Here is a 15,574-nt window from a genome sequence, read left to right on the forward strand (position 1 = left end):
TTTTTTTTTTTTGAGGGGGTTTTTGTGTAGATTTCTGTGTGCTTTCGTCATTGCGAGCGGATTTTGAAAAAATCCGCGTGGCAATCTATTTTTTTGTCATTGCAAGCTATGTGCTTGCGTGATTTTGGCAATCTAGTTTTTTTTCATTGCAAATCGTGCTTGCAAGGCGTGGCAATCTATATTATTTTTTTGCAAAAAGCGTGTTTTTTACTTTTTCGTAGCGATAGATTGCCACGCATTATATTTTTTGCTAAAACGCAAAAAAATAATGCTCGCAATGACAAAAAGAAAAATCCGCGTGGGATTCTAGCTTGCGTGGCTGTGGCAATCTAAAATCCCCTCCTCCCTTTGCGGAGGGGGTTAGGGGGTGGGTTTTTTGCCATTGCAAATCGTGCTTGCGTGTTTTGTGGCAAATCTAGTTTTTAAAAACGCTCTAGGCAGCTTTTGTGTGTCGTGAAATATCGCGCGCTAGCACATTTTGCAAAGAGTAGATATTTAGCAGTGCCATTTGGCTAGCTAGCAAGGTGGGTTCTGGCTTTTTTGCCCGTGCGTTGTTTTCTAAAAACGCTAGATTTTGTTCTTGCCTAGCGATATTTGCCGCTTCTTGTCTTAACGCTTCTTGTCTTAACGCTTCTTGTCTTGCCATCTCGGCTTGGTAGGCTCGCCGTTGTCGCTCTAGTTGTTCTCGTCTTTTTCGTTCTTGTTCTCGCGCTACAAAATACATCCAAAATCCCATTTTACTTCCTTTGTGTTGGTTTTAATCACGCATAAAAGGCGTTTTTTCTTGTGCCTTAGCGTGATTTTGTGCGTTTTTGTCTTGATTTATGCTAAAATCTTTTTGATTATCCTTTGAAAGTGTATTTACACCATTAGGACGATTGCCCTCGCGCTCTTGTGCGGAATGTGGCTGTGTAGAGGTTGTCCGCTCTACCAAAGGATAGTCATTACTTCTTTTTTGTAGTCTTTGATTATCTTTGTTGGCATTACTTGCTTTTGTGGCGTGTTGCACTCTTATTTTATCCCCAGCATAGTCTTTTTGTATCCCTATTTTTCCTAATTTTCCATTGTCTAGCATTTTGCCTATAAGCGCGATATTTGGCTGGTTATTTGTATAGAAAAACTGCGGATTTTGCTTTACTTCTTGGATAAGTTTATACACTTCGCTAGGCTTGCTAAACATTTTTGGGTGTTTTTCATATAGTTTTTGCAAATCCGCTTCAACTTCTTTGCTAGGGTGCAATCCTGCGACTTCGCGCACCCAGCTTTCTAAAGTGATTTTTGTGGTGTAGTCTGTTTTTGGTGGTGATGGATTTTGCTTTGTGCTAAATCCATCGCCTTTTATGGTGTTTTGCATATCTTGCCTTTGTGGATTTTGATTTGGCATTATAGCGTTATTTGTTGTGGTTTTTAGGGCTTGAGGGGTGTGTGGCGTGCTAGCGGGCATTGTCTGCGTGGCTTTGTTAGCTTTTGGGCTTGCGTTTTTGCTCACACTTTGTCCAGCCCCTTTGCTAGCTTTGCCAGCCTCTTTGCCAAAAGATTTTATGATAGATTCTATTGCCTTGCTAAAAACGCTCATAAACTCGCCTTTTTTCCAAAAATCTAACTCGCTAAAAATCTTTTTCCCTAAAATCTAGTTGCAAACTATCTCATATCGATTTTGCCATAGCTTCCTGCGCTTTGTTTTAGGGCTACTTGCCCTCCGCTTAAGCCAGCTTTTTCCCCTGTGCTTATGCTTGCTCCCCCTTTGTCATCGTTTTTGGCTAACGGGCTTTGTGGATTTTGCGCAGGATTTTGGCTAGGATTTTGTGGGCTTTGTGGATTTTGCGCTAGATTTTGCGCATTTGTGGCGATTAGCTCGGCTTGGGCTTGGTTTTTTGCTGCTTTTGCTTCTAGCTCTGCGATTCGTGCTTCTAGCTGTGCTAAGTTTAGCTCGGCTTGCTTTTGCTCTAGCGGGGCGTTTGCTTTGGCAGCTTCTTGCTTGCTTTGCTCCACTTGTGCTAGCAGTTCCTCGACATCGGCTACGATTGGGCTCTCAGTATCTTTTAGCATAAGCGGGAGCATACCTTGCAAGAGTTCGGGTTGCACTTGCCCAAAAGTTTTCATCATTTCAGCCCAGTGAGTAAATCGCTCCTCTCTGCCCTCTGCTTTTAGCGTGGTTTTAAAGATTAAATCAAATTTGCCTATTTTGATTTGGTTTGATTCATCGGTGTTTATGGCAAAAAATCGCTCGCCTACTTTTTTATCTACGATTCTAAAAACTTGCTCGGTGTCAAAATAATGCGTGATAAAATCTAATGCTTTTTCAAAAATAAGCCTATCCATATCATCACCGCTTTTGATAAAATCTTGTAAGCCCATAAGCCCTGCTTCTCGGCGTTGAGAGATGGCTACGCCACTTTGGCGATTGATTGCCACGCCTAAGGCTTCGTCATTTAGCCCGCTTAGGATTTTGGCTAGGTTTCGTTTTTCTGCGGTTTTTTGGCTTAGTTCGTTTATCGCTGCGTGGTGTTGGACAAATTCTAGCCGTTTTTCTTTTAAGCTCCCCTCGCGCAAAAATACTACGGCATTATCGCTCCCCGCCTGCCTTTTAAACTCATCGATATTATTAAAGCTCCCCTCCTCGACAAAAACCTTAAAACTCCCCATCATATTTATGATTTTGTTTTCGGCAAAATTTATATAATCTTGCAAGGGTTTAATGTCTCTAAACATTCCATACCATTGATTGTTTTCATCAATGTTGTATTTTGCGATGATAAAAGGATTTTCCCCGTTTTTAAAAGGGCTTATTTCATAGCTTAAAAGTTGGGATTTTTTCCAAATGTAGCGATTCCACGCGTTTTTTCTCTCGCCTTTTTCGTTTGTGTAGCTCTCATATATCCAGCTTTCCACCACTTCGGCGCGGTTTTCATCGGAGTTTGTAGCTTTTTCTAGCAAGATATTTTCCCCAAAAAGCGCGCGCGCTTGTGCTTCATCTATGTTTGTGATTTTGTGAAACCTGCGGGCGTCTTGGGCGTTTTTATCGGTGGAGTATTTATCGATTAAAAAACTATCGGCAGGCAAAGTCTTTATGTCTATGATTTTGTCTTTGCCATCTTTTTTTACCCAGAGTTCGCATACCGCCATACCAAACATCAAATCTTTATCGCGCTTTATGATTTCTTTGTCAAAATTATTTTGTTGGCTAAAAACTTTTAGTATGTCATTTAGCAAGTTTGCTAAAGGCTTGTCCTCCTCTTGACGCCCGCTTACTTTGATTTCTTGGAGGCTTTGGGTTTTGTAGCCCAAAATCTTATCTACAATCATTTTATAAATGTTTTCTACTAAAGGCATTTGCCCTCGTGCGCGGATTTCGTGGTAGATTTCTAAAGGCAGTTGGTTGCCGTGATAGTAGGTTTTTGCCTCTTTGTATTCTTGTATGCTTAGCTCGCTAGCTCTTTGGTCAGCCAAAAACATAGATTCAAGCTGTGTGATGCTAAATTTTGGCAGGGGTTTTGGTGTGGCTTTGGCTGTGGTTTTGCTTGCTAGCTCGGCTTTTAGTCGCTTAAATATTTGCATTTTACGCCTTTTTTTGTGGTGTTTTTTGTGGTTTTTTTGTGTTTTTTGTGGTGGTTTGTCATTGCCCGTGCTTGCACGGCGTGGCAATCTAGCTTTTTGTCATTGCGAGCCGTGCTTGTGTGGCGTGGCAATCTAGTTTTTAGATTTTTTCACTCTTTTTTTTGCGTGCGTGAAAAATATGCGTGGATTTTAGGCAAAAAGTCGCGTAAAAATAAAGTGGCTAGCTTTTGCGTGCTAGTTTTGGCTAGAATCTTGGCTAGATTCTGCATCTTGTAGATTTTTTAGCCTTGCTTGTAGCTCATAAAATGTTGTTTGTGCTTCTTGCAGTGCTTGTTTTGTGGCTTGAGTAGGCAGGCTTGCTTCATAATATTCTTTCATAATTTCTGTATAAGGCAAATTCATCATTTCTATAATGATTTCATCTTGCTTTAGGTATTTTTCTAGCATTTTTTGCTGTGTTTTTAGGGTGGATTCTAGCTCGTTTATTTGTGTTGTTAGATTTTGTATGTTTGATTCTAGGTTGTTTATTTCTTGTTGCAGGGTTGCTTTTTGTGTCTTGTCTTTTGTAGATTTTAGCTCGGCTTTTTTGGATTCTAGGGTGGATTCTAGCTCGGTTTTAGACTTTATGGTAGATTCTAGCTCGGCTTGCGTGATTTTTATGCGTTTTTGTGCTATGTCTATTTTTGCATCGATTGTGGCTGAAATGATTTGATATTCATCTAGGATTTTATAGTATTGCTCTAGTGCGATTTTGTATTCTTGCTGGCGTGTGTGGTAGTTGTTTATAAGATTCCAGCTTGGCAAATTTGGCGGAGTGTATACAGGATTATTAAATTCTTCTTGCTCATATTTATAGCCACTAAAGCTGAAAAAAGTATCATAAAAAAGATATATCATATAAGGTGATAGATTTTCTATTCGTTTATACATAGCTTCATCAAGCCTTAAATTAAAATGATAGTATGTGTGCCCATCAATTTTATCTGTTTTTGTTATTGTAATAAAATCTCTTAATCGATATACTTTCGCGCTTGTGTTTAATGTAGCTACTCTGCTTCTTGCGATGGTTTTATCATTTAGAGAATTTATCTCGCTAAAAATTTTTACCTGTTTTAAGATAAATTGATAAAAACTATACCCCATTTTTATGTTGTCGCTTTTATCTACGCTTGCATACCATTCATTGTAGCTATTTTTGTATTCTTTGAGTATATGTGCTTTTGTGTGTCGTTCCCATTCACTTACTGCGTAGCTAGATTTTGTGCCACTGCTTTGTGCGCTTAGGGCATTTATGCTCATCGGGCATTCATACCTTAGCCCTTTGTTGTAGTTTTTTAGCTTATCTATCGCGTCTAGTTCCTCGATTTTCTTTTGTCTTGCGGTTATGTGATATTTGATTGCTTTTTGCATTATGTTGTTTATGGTTTTGTCATTTTCATCAAAACCTACTCCAAAGCTATTATGTGCTAATGCTTCAAAACAATGATTAAGCCTTAGTTGCCATTCATAGTATTGTTGATTTATTGCTTTTATCAAATCTTTTTTAGGTATCGCCTCCGTGCTAGCCAAAGGAAAATCAAATTCTAATAAATTACTCATAAAATTTACGCCACCTGCTAGCGTTACTTGGTTGCGATTTTGCGTAAGCTCATCGATAAATTCTTGGTTTTGTTGTCCTAAAAGTGCTTTGTTTGGGTCATAAGCGATAGTTGGACTAAATGTTTGGCTTCCAGCTTGTTGTGCGTTGTAAGCCTGTCCATTTGCAAACATTGCTTGAGAATCATAAATCAACATATTTGTGATTTGTGCTCTTTGTTTGGCTAATTTTTTAGCTTCAAATTCTGCGATTTGGGACGCGGTTTTTGCCGTTATTGCCTCTGCTTGTTTTATTTTGTATTGATTCCAGCTTTGCACCGACCAAGTGATACCTGTGGCTACAAATCCCATAAAAGCTGCTAAACCTGTAATCGTTATGGGTGCTAGCGTGCCTACGCTAGCGATAGTGGCGATGGCTGTAACAATAAAAATGGTATGTTCCCAAAAAGATAAACTAGCTGTTTTTTTGCAAGATTTCCAATAGGTTTCAGCCGCTCTTTCTAGCACGCGCCATAAGTCATATTCACTTATAGCTATGGGCTCATTTGGCAAAGAATACGCCTCCAAAATCTCCCTCCATCCGCACGCTTTCTTTTTTTCATCAAATCCTCCATAATCATATCCATAATATATTTTATGTTTATATTCCGCACGGCATTCTTTGTGTGTCTTTGTGCCACTCCATAAAGTAGCATTGAAAAATCCTAAAAAATCATTTTGTGCGTTTTTTGAGCATTCGTTGTTTGCGTGGTTGTTGTGTAGCCTTGATAGGTGTGTAGATTGTTTAAAATCCTTAGAATCCCTAACATTATAAGCCCCTTGCCTAGCGCGTGGCGTGTAGGCAAAATCCACTCCATCATAATGCAAAGAATAAACCCTGCCATTATTTGATTGCGGTGGGAATTGATGAGAGCCTGCCATTTTATTGCCTTGTAAATGAGGTTTTTTCTTGCAAAAACTCGCCTTGTGTTTGTGGGGATTTTGTGCTAAAATTGCTTTGATTATCTTTTAAACGCGTTTTTTCGCCATCGGTCGTTGGCAACGCACTTTTTGTGTTAGTTTGCTGTGTAGAGTTTGACCTCTCTACTAAAGGATAATCACTCTTTTTTAGTAGCCTTGTAAATGGGGTTTTTTTGGCAGAATCTAAGGCTTGATTTTTGCTAGTTTTTGGGGTAGAATTTTGTTTGTGGCTAGGTAAAAGCAAATTTTTGCCAGCGCGACCATCTGAGCTATTTTTTAGTATGTCAGTGTGTGAGGGATTGTCGCTCCTCACTACCTCGCCACGCTCTCTCTTGCTAAGGTTATGCGCTCTTTTGTTTCCTGCACTACTTTTTAGTATATGTCCTATTTTTCCTGCATTTTCCCCGCTTTTTATGATTCCTATTTCCCCAAATTTGCCATTTTCTAAAAACTTGCCTACAATAGACATATCACGCTTAATGTCGCCTTGTTGATAAAAATGCGTGGGGTTGTCTTTGATTTGTTTTATAGCCCTAAAAACTTGCCCCCGTGTGTGAAATTGCTCGGGGTGCGTGTTTTTTAGGATTTCCAAATTTGCGCGGATTTGTTCTTTTTCTAGTCTTGCTAGCTCTTTTGTTTGTGGCGTGATTGTTGAGTGGATTTCATATTTTTGTGGTTTTTGGGTGTTTTTTTGCATTACAAAGCCTTTGCCTTGTAGCTCGGCTTTGTGTGCGGGCGTGGATTTTTGCGCAGGCGTGGCGTGTGGCGTGCTAGCGGGCTTTGTCTGCGTGGCTTTGCTAGATTGTTTTGTGGAGGTTTTGGCTAGATTTTGCCAAAATGTCATTATATTTTTAGATAAAACTTGCATTTTTTGCCTTTATTGCCTTGTAAATGAGGTTTTGGGGGTAGAATCTAGGGGATTTTGCAAGTTTGCTTCTTTTATTTTTGCTTCTTGTGATTTTGTTTTTTGCAAATTGATTTCTTGTAATTTTGGGTTTTTAAATTCAAAAATTTTGTCTTTTGGTAGATTTCTATTGCTGTAAAATGTTATAATTTCCTCGCTAGCAGAGGCAGGGAGTGTGTCTGTTCTGCTAGTTTTTATATCATTGACTACTGCCCTAAACTTCTCGCCTTTATCGTTTTTCCTTTCATAAATTCTGCTTCCGTTTTTGTCTATGTGCGGGTCGCCGTGCTTGTTGATATAGTTTCGTATATTTTTACCTAGATTTGCGACTTCATCGGGCGTGATATAGCCTTGTTGCTTAGAATCTGTGCTGTGTTTGATTCTTATGTGTTTTCCCCCCTTAAAACGATTTCCCCCAGCGTAAGCTATCGCGCTTTCGATTGATTCTAAATCTTTGTAAATCATTGTGGCATTTTTGCCATTATAAGTTACATTATAAATCCCGCGTTGTTCTTTGTGGATTTGCTTTTGTGCGGGCGTGCTAGCGGGCTTTGTCTGCGTGGCTTTGCTAGATTTTAGGCTTGCGTTTTTGCTCGCGCTTTGTCCAGCTTTTTGTCCAGCTTCTTTGCCAAAAGATTTTATGATAGATTCTATTGCCTTGCTAAAAACGCTCATTGCTAAAAAATCCTTGTTTTTTGATTTTGCGTTGATTTTTAGGCTAGATTTTAGGCTTTTTTGGGGGATTTTTGCAAGTGGTTAAAAAGCCACCTTTTTTTGCGTGTAAAAATATGCCAAAATAGCAAAATCTTAAAAAAAGGCGGTGCATTATGTTTTTTGCTGGTATGAGTTGCGGGGTTTTGATGGTAGTTGTTGTTGCGATTTTGTTAAAATAGCCTAAATTTTTCACAAAGGATAAAAGATGGATTTTTTGGCGTTTTTGGCTAGCAGGGAGGCTGTAGAATTTTATGCAGGGTTTATTTGTGGGCTTATTGTGGGGTTTTGTCTTGTTTTTGTGTTTTTAAAAAATCTTGTCGCTAGCCTAAAATCTATTATGCAAGAAATAAGGCTAGAGAGAGAATCGCTAGCAAAATATAAAAAAGATTTGAGAGAGTATGAGGCTATTTTGGAGGCTACAGAGGCTCAAAAAGAGGCTTTTGGCAATAAAAATTAGCTTAAAAACAAACAAAGCACAATGCCAAACAAAGCCCCTAAAAAGAAAGAAATGCACGCTAAAAATTCCACTTAAATATCCTTAAATATCTCTCACTTCAAGCCTTATGATGTCGCTTACCCACTCGCCTAGCTCATTTTTTGCTTCAAAGATTATGTTTTGATAGCCCTCGCGCTCTTGGCTATAAAGCATCGTCTTGCCTAAAATGATTTGCCCATTTTCTTGTGCGTTTTCGTTGCGCGAGGCGATGAGTGCTTTTAGCTCATTTTCTTGGGTTGTGGCTAGATTTTGGTTTGTGGCTTTTTGCTTTTCTAGCTCGGTTATGGCTTTTTGGATTTTGGTTTTTTCGTCCTCTTTGGTGGAGGTGGCTAGGGCGGTTTTGTTTTGTGTGATTTGGCTTGTGGCTAGATTTATGGCGTTGCGTGTGGATTTTAGCTCGGCTTTTTTGGCTACGATTTCAGGCGTAGCATAATCAATCCTTGCGACTTCTTGCCCAAACCTAAATCTAGCGTTTTCTTGGCTAAAAATGCTAAAACCTAAAAGCTGGATTCGCTCTTTTGTTTGGATTTCAAGGCGGGGCGTGTGGATAAAAACTTCGCGCACAGCGTCTTTGCTATCGATTAGCCCATCGGCTTTGTCTTTTAGCGCGTCTAAAAGTGTATCATAAGCGTTTGGATTGCCGATGTGCTCGCCTATGGCTTTGATAGTTAGCAAGATTTCGGTTTGTAGTTCTTTGGTTAGGCTAGATACATTACTTGCATTGCCCAGCGTATTCATATACGCCACTAAGGCGTTGCATTTGTTGATATTTGCATTGTCGCGGACGCCTAAAATCATACATTCTGCTTGCACGATAGACTTTAGTGCTTCTGCCATCGTAAAAGCCGCTTCGCTTTTGGCTTTTAGCGTGGCTAGTTCGATTTCTTGGCGTGTTTTTTCGATATTTAGGCTTAGCTCTCTATCTTTGTATTCTAAATCCTCTAGCTTTAGGCTAGATTCTAAGCTAAGTTTAGCTAGCTCACTGCCTGTGAAATTGCTATCTTTTAGCTTTTTTGCGACTTGGATAAAGTTGCCTATAAACCTTACAACATTCACTTTTTAGCCTTTTGTGCGTGATTTTGCGTGTGTTTTTGTGCGTTTTTTTATGCTTTTTGGGCGTGATTTTGGGCTTTTAGCTTCGCAAAAAGCTCGTTTCTTTATTTTCTAGCCCTAAGCTACTCCCTCCGCTTATACCTGCAGAGTCGCTTATGCTACCGATAGTCCCGCTTATGCCCTGCGTGCTTGGAGTAGTCTCACTTAGCGCGCTTGCGCTTATTTCCCCAGCTTTTTCTTGGGCTTTTTGGTTGTCGTTGTATTTTTGCTTCTCAAAGTCAAGCTGTTTGTTTGCTTGCTCCATTTGTTTGTTGGTTTTATCCATATCGTTTTTCATCTGCTTTGCTTGCATTCCTGCGCTTATGCCAGCACTTACTAGCGACATTGCCCCGCTTATCGCACCGCTAATGACTGCGCCTAAGCCAGCACTTATGACAAAGCACCTAAAATCTAAAAGCCTGTGTAAAAACACTAAAAAATAACAATGAAACATTGTTGCCTCCTGTTTGTTTGTGGATTTTTTTCGTTTTTGTTTTTAGTCGCGCTCAAACGCGGTTTTTTCTTGCTCGGCATTTTGCTCGCCCTCGCTAGATTCGCCCTCGTTTTTATTTGCGCTTGGGTCGTGCCATTGCCTATTGCCAAAGACAGCCTGCTGTGCTCCGCGTGCTTCATCGCGCGCATCTAGCCTCTCTTTCTCGCGCTTGTTGTAGCGGTCGTTTTCGGTTTGTTGCTGTTGTGCGGCTAATTCATACATTTTGTTTTGCATTTCCCATTGTTTTGCCATATTTGCATAGCTCATACCAGCATTTGCGATATTTACCGCGCTATCGATTCCAGCCAAAGTCCAGCCTGCGATATTTCGCGCTCTGTCGTCTTTTTGCTCGGGGGTTAGATTTTGGTTTTGATTGATTCCAAATTTTTGGGCTTGCTCATTATACGCCGCTTTTTGTGCGCGGTAGTTGCCAAAGCCCGCTCCGACTTGGTATTTTGGCTTTTGCAAATCATCAGCACTTTTTGCGTTTAGAATCGAATTTAGCCTATCTTGCCCGATTTGCTTATTTTTTTGGGCTAGGCTTAGTTTTTGTGTGTCTTGCGCGGGGTTTGGTGTTTTTAGATTTTGCAGGGTGTTTGCGCTTGAAGCATTTGTGCTAAAAGAGGGCATTTTTGAGTTTATCATTGTTGCTTGGCTTTGCGTGGCTGGGGAGTTTGCGTTGTTTAAAAAACTAAAATTTGTTGGCGTCATTGTTGCTTGTGTTGCTGTTTTCATTGTTTGTCCTTTGTGTTGGGTTTAGTTGCGTGTAAAGCTCGTTTGTGGATTTATGCCTAGTTTTTGGGCATAGTCAAAATAGCGTTTATCATTTTGCGTGATAACTTCGCCATTTCGTTTGATTTGTCCATTTTCAAACTTTATATGCACGCCACCACCTAGATTTACACTAGGGATTTGATTTTGTGGATTTTGCATTGCAAAACTTTGCTGATTTTGGGGATTTTTGGGATTTTGATTTTGTGCGTAAAACTCATTTTGCGCATTGTTTAGCTCGGCGCGATATTGTTCGCGCTGTTGCCTTAAAAACTCCCCATAATCACGCTTGCCGTTTTTGTAAGGTATATTTTGTCCCAGCTCTTTGGCAAAAATATCTACTTGATTTATATCATCATCTGTGAGTGGCTCTCCGCGCTCCATTTTCATCACTAGCGAATTGACAAACGCCTTTTGTTGCGGTCTGAAATTGTCTTGTTTATCCAAAATATCGCGCGAAGTTCGCTCGTTTGTGTTTTTTGCAGTTGCCCCGTAGTTCCACGCCTGCGCTCGCTCTAGGTTTGCCCCTGTGGTGTCGTATTTGCGTTGTTCAAAATCCATCTTTTCACGCGCTAAAGCGGTGTTTGTGTTGATTTCGTGTTCTTTTAGTGCCATTTCTTTGTCGGCGTGTGCCATTTTTTGCTTAAAAATCGCGCGTTCATCATCAGCCTTAAATTTCTCTCTAAACGCCGTTGTGGCGTTTGCTAGGCTTTGCGTGGCGTTGTTTCCTGCTTGGATTGCGTTTTGGGCAAATTGTGCGGCGTTGGTGGCATAGGTGCTACCTCCGCGCCCTGCTGTGATGTCGCCTCCGTGTGCTATACTCATTTTTAGCCTTTTTTGTGGGTTTTTTTGTGGTTTTTTTGTGCGTGCAAATTTTTTTATAAAAAATATGCGTGGATTTTAGGCAAAAAGTCGCGTAAAAATAAAGTGGCTAGATTTTTGGCTAAAATCTAGGATTTTGGCAAAAAATTTGATAAAGCGTTAATCCCAAAAAACAAATGATTAAAGCTATGCCTAAGTTTTCCATTTTAGTCCTCGCTAGCATTTTGGCTTGGATTTTGGCTAGCATTTTGGCTAGATAACGCGCTAGAATCGCTAGAGTAAGTTTTTAGCATATCTACTAGCCCATTGGCTAAATCATTGCAAGTTTGAATCTGCCTTTTTTCTAGCTCTGCGAATTTTTTAGCATTTTCCTTTTTTATTTTTTTGATTTCACCTTGATATTTTTCTAAATCCTCATTAGCCTTTTTGATTGCTAGATTTTGCTTCTCTAAGATTATATGCGTTTGGTGGAATTGTGCTTCGATTTGTGCCTTTTGCTTCAAATTCTCATCGTAGCTTTTTTGATAGTGTTTAAGCCCGATAAATGCACTTATCGCAAGCCCTGCCAAAATCGCACAGATTGTTAGTAGTAGCTTTGTAGTCCAGCCACTTGTAAAGCTAGATAGCGTTTTTGTGAGTAGATTTAGCATAAGCCTGCCTTTGTGTTAAATTTTATGATTTTTTTTAACATTATGCTTTTTTAGCGTAGTATCCCTTTGGCTTTGTATCTCGGCTTGTTCCTCATTTAGTTGGATTAGCGCATCGGTTACATAAGCCAAATGTTCCTTTAACTCTACATTTTCGCGTATTGTCATAATGTTAAAAGCTAGCGACATAAAAAGCAAGTAGATGGTAAGGCTTACTACAAATTGCTTTAGCTTCGTGTATTTTGGTTTGTAGAGTTTTTGCTCCAAATAGCTAGCCTCGCTGATTGCATTGTAGCTAGATTTATAATCTTTGATAAAAAAGCCTTTTAGATTATTCCAAATATTTTTTAGAGTTTTCACTGCTCGCCTCCCTTGCGTAAAGATAGCAATTTTTGTGCGTAGTCTAATGCCTTGTCTATGCCTAAAAAGCTAACAAGTCCGCTTATAGCAAATTTTGTTAAATAGCTTAGATTTGTTGAATCTAGCACTGCATAAACAATCACGCAAATAACCATACTTGCGATTGTGTTGTAAAAAAAATCTCGCCAAGTTGCTTTATGTTTTGGGTCGTCATCGCGTTGAAAAAACTTTGCCAAACCTGCAAAGATTCCCAGCACAATGATGGGCGTTAATTCAAAATATAAGCCCTTAGCGATTATTGCTTCAATTTCACTCATTTTTCTCTCTTTTATTCCAAAAATCCAAACGCCTGCCCTAGCACAATGTAGGTAACCAAAAAGCTAAAAAAGCACAAAAACCAAAAGGCTTTATGTGCTAGCCAAAAAAGGCTTAACGCCCATTTTGGTAGGTTGCAATGATATTTCCCTATAATCCAAAATCGCAGTATAAAACACGCAATACGCAGTTTTTTTCTTGTCTTTCCGCTAAAAAAATGGCTAAAAAATTGACTAAAAAACCGCATTTTGTCCCCTTAGTCTTTGATTATTTCATTTACATTTAGCGTAATATTTTCAATCCCTAGCTTCTCAACTAACTTGAAAAAATCATAAATGCACTGCGTAGAATTGCCTATTTGTCCCTTTTTGTTTTCATAGTAGCCAAAAAGCAAACAGCCCTCCGTATCTTGCGGGCAGTTGCCTATGTGTATTAAGATTCTACGACTTGCAAATGATTCTAGCTCGGGCGTTTTTAGCCAAATCGCCTTATGCCTTGTTTTGTCTTTGTTGTAAAATTCTGGGTATTTTTTAGCTAGACTTGCATTGCGTGCAGAGTAAGTCCATTCTAGCTTATATTTGCGTGCGACAATTCTTTTATCTTGCTTCGGTGTATCAGTTGATTCCCCACCATTTTCACAACAAAAACAATCAAATAGTATATCTTTTGGCTTCTCATCATCATAAAGCACGACTTTTGATATTGTGCTAGATTCTTTAGGCTTGCTAGCATTACGCCCGCTTCCTGCGACATTTTCATATTCTTTGATTCTTGTTAGATTTAGCGTATATTTTGGCATTGTTTAGCCTTTTTTGCGGATTTTGCAGGGGGATTTTAGGCAAAAAGTCGCGTAAAAATAAAGTGGCTAGATTAAGCCACCTTGCAAAAACGCAAAATCTAGGGCAAAATCTATGCAAAAATCTAGCAAAAAAGGCTAAAAATGGCTATTTCAAACAAAAATGAAATACGGCTTTATTTTGAAACGCACGATTTAAGCCCTAAAGATGTGGCGAGTCGTTTTGGCGTGGCGTATCGCACCATCGCGCATTGGATAAAGATGGAGGGCTGGCAAAGGGCGTGCGCGCTAAAAAACATAAGCACGCAAAAAGTTCAGGTTGATTTGTTGCATAAAGAGTTTGGCTCGGCTATGAAAATCACGCACGACAAAATCAAAAACGATTTAAGCGCGGGGCTTAGCGGGGCGTATGCTAGTGAGCTAGATTCTGCGATAAAAAACGCAATGCTAGATGAGGCTAGCGAGGAGCTTTTGACAAAGGCTATGAGCGCGAAATTTTTACAAGAAAACGCGATTTCTGCTGCGCTTTTGGCAAAAAATGAAATGGTGCGAATGATAGCTAGCAGGACAAAAGAGGCTGACCCGCTGATTTTGGGAGCGGCTAAAGAGGTGGCTAAGCTGTTTTTAGAAATGAGCGAATCTTTGCACGGCAAAGGCGTAAATCAACTCATCGATGTGCAAAATGAGGAGGATTTAGAAAATCTAAGCACAGCGGAGCTAAAGGCTTTTATCGCGCAAAATAGTTAAAAATGTAAAAATTAGTTTTTTTGCGTTGCGTGATAGGCTTAAATAGAGTCTAAATTTTTATAAACCTCATTTCTATGCGCTATTTTTAGGGCTTTTATGATTAAATTTTCATCTTGTATTTTTACCAAAATGCGAAAATCCCCAGCACGATAACGCCATAAATCACTACCGCTCAAGGCTTTGCCTATTTCTCGCGGATTATCATTTAATACAGCTCGTTTTAATACATTTGCTATTTGTAAAAAACTTTGGGGGTTTGATTTTTTTATTTTTTGGATTTGTTTGTAGGCTTTTTTGCTAAAAACAACCTCATAGCGCATTTGTTTTAATCCTCAGGGAAGTGTGCGTTTTCGTGTTCTATTTGGGTTTTTTGGGCTTGGCTTAGTGGCGTATCCCATTCTTTTCCAAAAACCGCGCTTGCGCTATAAGAATCAGCAAGATTTTCTAGCCGTGATTTTGTGCAAACAAGCGCGATTATCTCGCTTATGCTTTTGTGGGTTTTGTTTGCAAAAATATCTAGCAAATCCGCTGTGTGATTATCGATTGTGATTTGTCTTTTTTTTGTCATAACGACAGCCTTTTTATTTTGGATTGTTTGGGATTATAACTTTTTTAGCCTTTTTTTGCAAGTTAAGCCACCAAAAAAGCGCGGGTTATTTTATCGTGGCTAAGTAGCTTTGCAGTGAGTTTATCTCTTGCAAGACTTTTATGCTGCTTGTAATTTGCGTTGGGGGGGGGGAGTGGGGATAAACTCGCTTTTTGTGCTAGAATCACTTTTGCTAGACTCGCTTTTTTCATCGCTTTTGTCTGTGTCGTTTTGGGTGTCTTTGTCGCTTGTGCTAGATTCGCTTTTGTCTTGGCTAGATTCTGTCTTGCTAGAATCGCCCTTGTCTTTGTTCTTGTCGCTTGGATTTTGGCTTGGATTTTCTTTTGGATTCTCAGTTTTTTCTGTGTCGCTATGCGCAAAAAGTCTATTTATCGCCTCTCTTGCGCTTGCTTCATCTAGTATGGAAAAACAATTAGTTGGGCAGGATTCTCTGCACGCTTGACAATCTACACATAATTCAGGCTCAACATAAATTAAACCTTTTTTTTCTTTTATCGCGTTAAAACTGCAGGCGGGGCACAGCTTTGGCATTGTATGCACTCTTCTTGTATGATGTAATGTGGCATTTTTACTCCTTTTTGTTGTGGTTTTGGTTTTAATCACGCATAAAAGGCGTTTTTTCTTGCAAAATCTCGCCTTTTGTTTGTGATTTTATATTGTTAGATTCTTGCAATTTTGGGTTTTTAAACTCAAAAA

At 39.4% G+C, this 15,574-nt stretch carries 23 protein-coding genes; 3 read left to right on the forward strand and 20 right to left on the reverse strand.

What is annotated here, in order from left to right; translation table 11 throughout:
• Nucleotides 1–250 precede the first annotated feature (250 nt).
• The 8 genes from ACWIUO_RS12555 to ACWIUO_RS12590 form a co-directional block, all read right to left on the reverse strand.
• Complete coding sequence (locus tag ACWIUO_RS12555; protein ID WP_454178230.1) at nucleotides 251–388, reverse strand: hypothetical protein; 138 nt, start codon at nucleotides 386–388, stop codon at nucleotides 251–253.
• Between the two features lie 45 nt (nucleotides 389–433).
• Nucleotides 434–736 (reverse strand): hypothetical protein, encoded by a 303-nt coding sequence (locus ACWIUO_RS12560; protein WP_454178231.1) that lies wholly within the window; start codon nucleotides 734–736, stop codon nucleotides 434–436.
• 21 nt (nucleotides 737–757) lie between these two features.
• Nucleotides 758–1,576 (reverse strand): hypothetical protein, encoded by an 819-nt coding sequence (locus ACWIUO_RS12565; RefSeq protein WP_454178232.1) that lies wholly within the window; start codon nucleotides 1,574–1,576, stop codon nucleotides 758–760.
• Between the two features lie 65 nt (nucleotides 1,577–1,641).
• Nucleotides 1,642–3,558 (reverse strand): portal protein, encoded by a 1,917-nt coding sequence (locus tag ACWIUO_RS12570; RefSeq protein WP_454178233.1) that lies wholly within the window; start codon nucleotides 3,556–3,558, stop codon nucleotides 1,642–1,644.
• Complete coding sequence (locus ACWIUO_RS12575) at nucleotides 3,537–3,689, reverse strand: hypothetical protein (RefSeq protein ID WP_454178234.1); 153 nt, start codon at nucleotides 3,687–3,689, stop codon at nucleotides 3,537–3,539. The genes ACWIUO_RS12570 and ACWIUO_RS12575 overlap by 22 nt, the downstream gene beginning before the upstream one ends.
• Nucleotides 3,690–3,792: 103 nt before the next feature.
• Complete coding sequence (locus ACWIUO_RS12580) at nucleotides 3,793–6,075, reverse strand: hypothetical protein (protein ID WP_454178235.1); 2,283 nt, start codon at nucleotides 6,073–6,075, stop codon at nucleotides 3,793–3,795.
• 1 nt (nucleotide 6,076) lies between these two features.
• A complete protein-coding gene (locus tag ACWIUO_RS12585) occupies nucleotides 6,077–6,982 on the reverse strand; it encodes a hypothetical protein (RefSeq protein WP_454178236.1) in 906 nt (301 codons plus the stop codon).
• Between the two features lie 9 nt (nucleotides 6,983–6,991).
• A complete protein-coding gene (locus ACWIUO_RS12590; protein ID WP_454178237.1) occupies nucleotides 6,992–7,693 on the reverse strand; it encodes a hypothetical protein in 702 nt (233 codons plus the stop codon).
• Nucleotides 7,694–7,937: 244 nt separating this feature from the next.
• Here ACWIUO_RS12590 and ACWIUO_RS12595 point away from each other — a divergent pair, with 244 nt between their 5' ends.
• Nucleotides 7,938–8,189 carry a hypothetical protein gene (locus tag ACWIUO_RS12595; protein WP_454178238.1) on the forward strand — a complete coding sequence of 84 codons (252 nt, stop codon included), beginning with the start codon at nucleotides 7,938–7,940 and terminating at the stop codon, nucleotides 8,187–8,189.
• An 81-nt stretch (nucleotides 8,190–8,270) separates the two neighbouring features.
• On the opposite strand, the gene ACWIUO_RS12600 is transcribed toward ACWIUO_RS12595, so the two are convergent.
• The 9 genes from ACWIUO_RS12600 to ACWIUO_RS12640 form a co-directional block, all read right to left on the reverse strand.
• Nucleotides 8,271–9,284, reverse strand: coding sequence for a hypothetical protein (locus ACWIUO_RS12600; protein WP_454178239.1), 1,014 nt, complete (start codon nucleotides 9,282–9,284; stop codon nucleotides 8,271–8,273).
• 76 nt (nucleotides 9,285–9,360) lie between these two features.
• Nucleotides 9,361–9,774: a hypothetical protein gene (locus ACWIUO_RS12605; RefSeq protein WP_454178240.1), complete on the reverse strand. Its 414-nt coding sequence runs from the start codon at nucleotides 9,772–9,774 to the stop codon at nucleotides 9,361–9,363.
• A 42-nt stretch (nucleotides 9,775–9,816) separates the two neighbouring features.
• Nucleotides 9,817–10,548 (reverse strand): hypothetical protein, encoded by a 732-nt coding sequence (locus tag ACWIUO_RS12610; RefSeq protein ID WP_454178241.1) that lies wholly within the window; start codon nucleotides 10,546–10,548, stop codon nucleotides 9,817–9,819.
• 21 nt (nucleotides 10,549–10,569) lie between these two features.
• Nucleotides 10,570–11,409, reverse strand: coding sequence for a hypothetical protein (locus ACWIUO_RS12615; RefSeq protein WP_454178242.1), 840 nt, complete (start codon nucleotides 11,407–11,409; stop codon nucleotides 10,570–10,572).
• A gap of 203 nt (nucleotides 11,410–11,612) precedes the next feature.
• Complete coding sequence (locus ACWIUO_RS12620) at nucleotides 11,613–12,056, reverse strand: hypothetical protein (RefSeq protein WP_454178243.1); 444 nt, start codon at nucleotides 12,054–12,056, stop codon at nucleotides 11,613–11,615.
• A gap of 15 nt (nucleotides 12,057–12,071) precedes the next feature.
• Nucleotides 12,072–12,413, reverse strand: a complete 342-nt coding sequence (locus tag ACWIUO_RS12625; RefSeq protein WP_454178244.1) for a hypothetical protein — start codon at nucleotides 12,411–12,413, stop codon at nucleotides 12,072–12,074.
• The gene (locus ACWIUO_RS12630; RefSeq protein WP_454178245.1) at nucleotides 12,410–12,730 is read right to left on the reverse strand and encodes a phage holin family protein; all 321 of its coding nucleotides are present in this window, start codon (nucleotides 12,728–12,730) and stop codon (nucleotides 12,410–12,412) included. Before ACWIUO_RS12630 ends, ACWIUO_RS12625 begins: the two co-directional genes overlap by 4 nt.
• Nucleotides 12,731–12,741: 11 nt before the next feature.
• Nucleotides 12,742–12,975, reverse strand: a complete 234-nt coding sequence (locus tag ACWIUO_RS12635; RefSeq protein ID WP_454178246.1) for a hypothetical protein — start codon at nucleotides 12,973–12,975, stop codon at nucleotides 12,742–12,744.
• 9 nt (nucleotides 12,976–12,984) lie between these two features.
• The gene (locus ACWIUO_RS12640) at nucleotides 12,985–13,527 is read right to left on the reverse strand and encodes a DUF5675 family protein (RefSeq protein ID WP_454178247.1); all 543 of its coding nucleotides are present in this window, start codon (nucleotides 13,525–13,527) and stop codon (nucleotides 12,985–12,987) included.
• Here ACWIUO_RS12640 and ACWIUO_RS12645 point away from each other — a divergent pair.
• Nucleotides 13,521–13,691 (forward strand): hypothetical protein, encoded by a 171-nt coding sequence (locus ACWIUO_RS12645; protein ID WP_454178248.1) that lies wholly within the window; start codon nucleotides 13,521–13,523, stop codon nucleotides 13,689–13,691. The two genes, ACWIUO_RS12640 and ACWIUO_RS12645, sit on opposite strands and share 7 nt — an antisense overlap.
• A complete protein-coding gene (locus ACWIUO_RS12650) occupies nucleotides 13,669–14,271 on the forward strand; it encodes a hypothetical protein (protein ID WP_454178249.1) in 603 nt (200 codons plus the stop codon). Before ACWIUO_RS12645 ends, ACWIUO_RS12650 begins: the two co-directional genes overlap by 23 nt.
• Before the next feature lie 38 nt (nucleotides 14,272–14,309).
• Here the strand turns inward: ACWIUO_RS12650 and ACWIUO_RS12655 are convergent, their stop codons facing one another.
• The 3 genes from ACWIUO_RS12655 to ACWIUO_RS12665 all read right to left on the reverse strand — a co-directional run bounded on the left by ACWIUO_RS12655 (nucleotide 14,310) and on the right by ACWIUO_RS12665 (nucleotide 15,409).
• Nucleotides 14,310–14,591: a type II toxin-antitoxin system RelE family toxin gene (locus ACWIUO_RS12655; protein WP_454178250.1), complete on the reverse strand. Its 282-nt coding sequence runs from the start codon at nucleotides 14,589–14,591 to the stop codon at nucleotides 14,310–14,312.
• 5 nt (nucleotides 14,592–14,596) lie between these two features.
• Nucleotides 14,597–14,839 (reverse strand): hypothetical protein, encoded by a 243-nt coding sequence (locus ACWIUO_RS12660; protein ID WP_454178251.1) that lies wholly within the window; start codon nucleotides 14,837–14,839, stop codon nucleotides 14,597–14,599.
• 138 nt (nucleotides 14,840–14,977) lie between these two features.
• Nucleotides 14,978–15,409 carry a 4Fe-4S binding protein gene (locus ACWIUO_RS12665; protein WP_454178252.1) on the reverse strand — a complete coding sequence of 144 codons (432 nt, stop codon included), beginning with the start codon at nucleotides 15,407–15,409 and terminating at the stop codon, nucleotides 14,978–14,980.
• Between the last annotated feature and the right edge of the window lie 165 nt (nucleotides 15,410–15,574).

This window comes from Helicobacter sp. T3_23-1056, assembly GCF_053654535.1.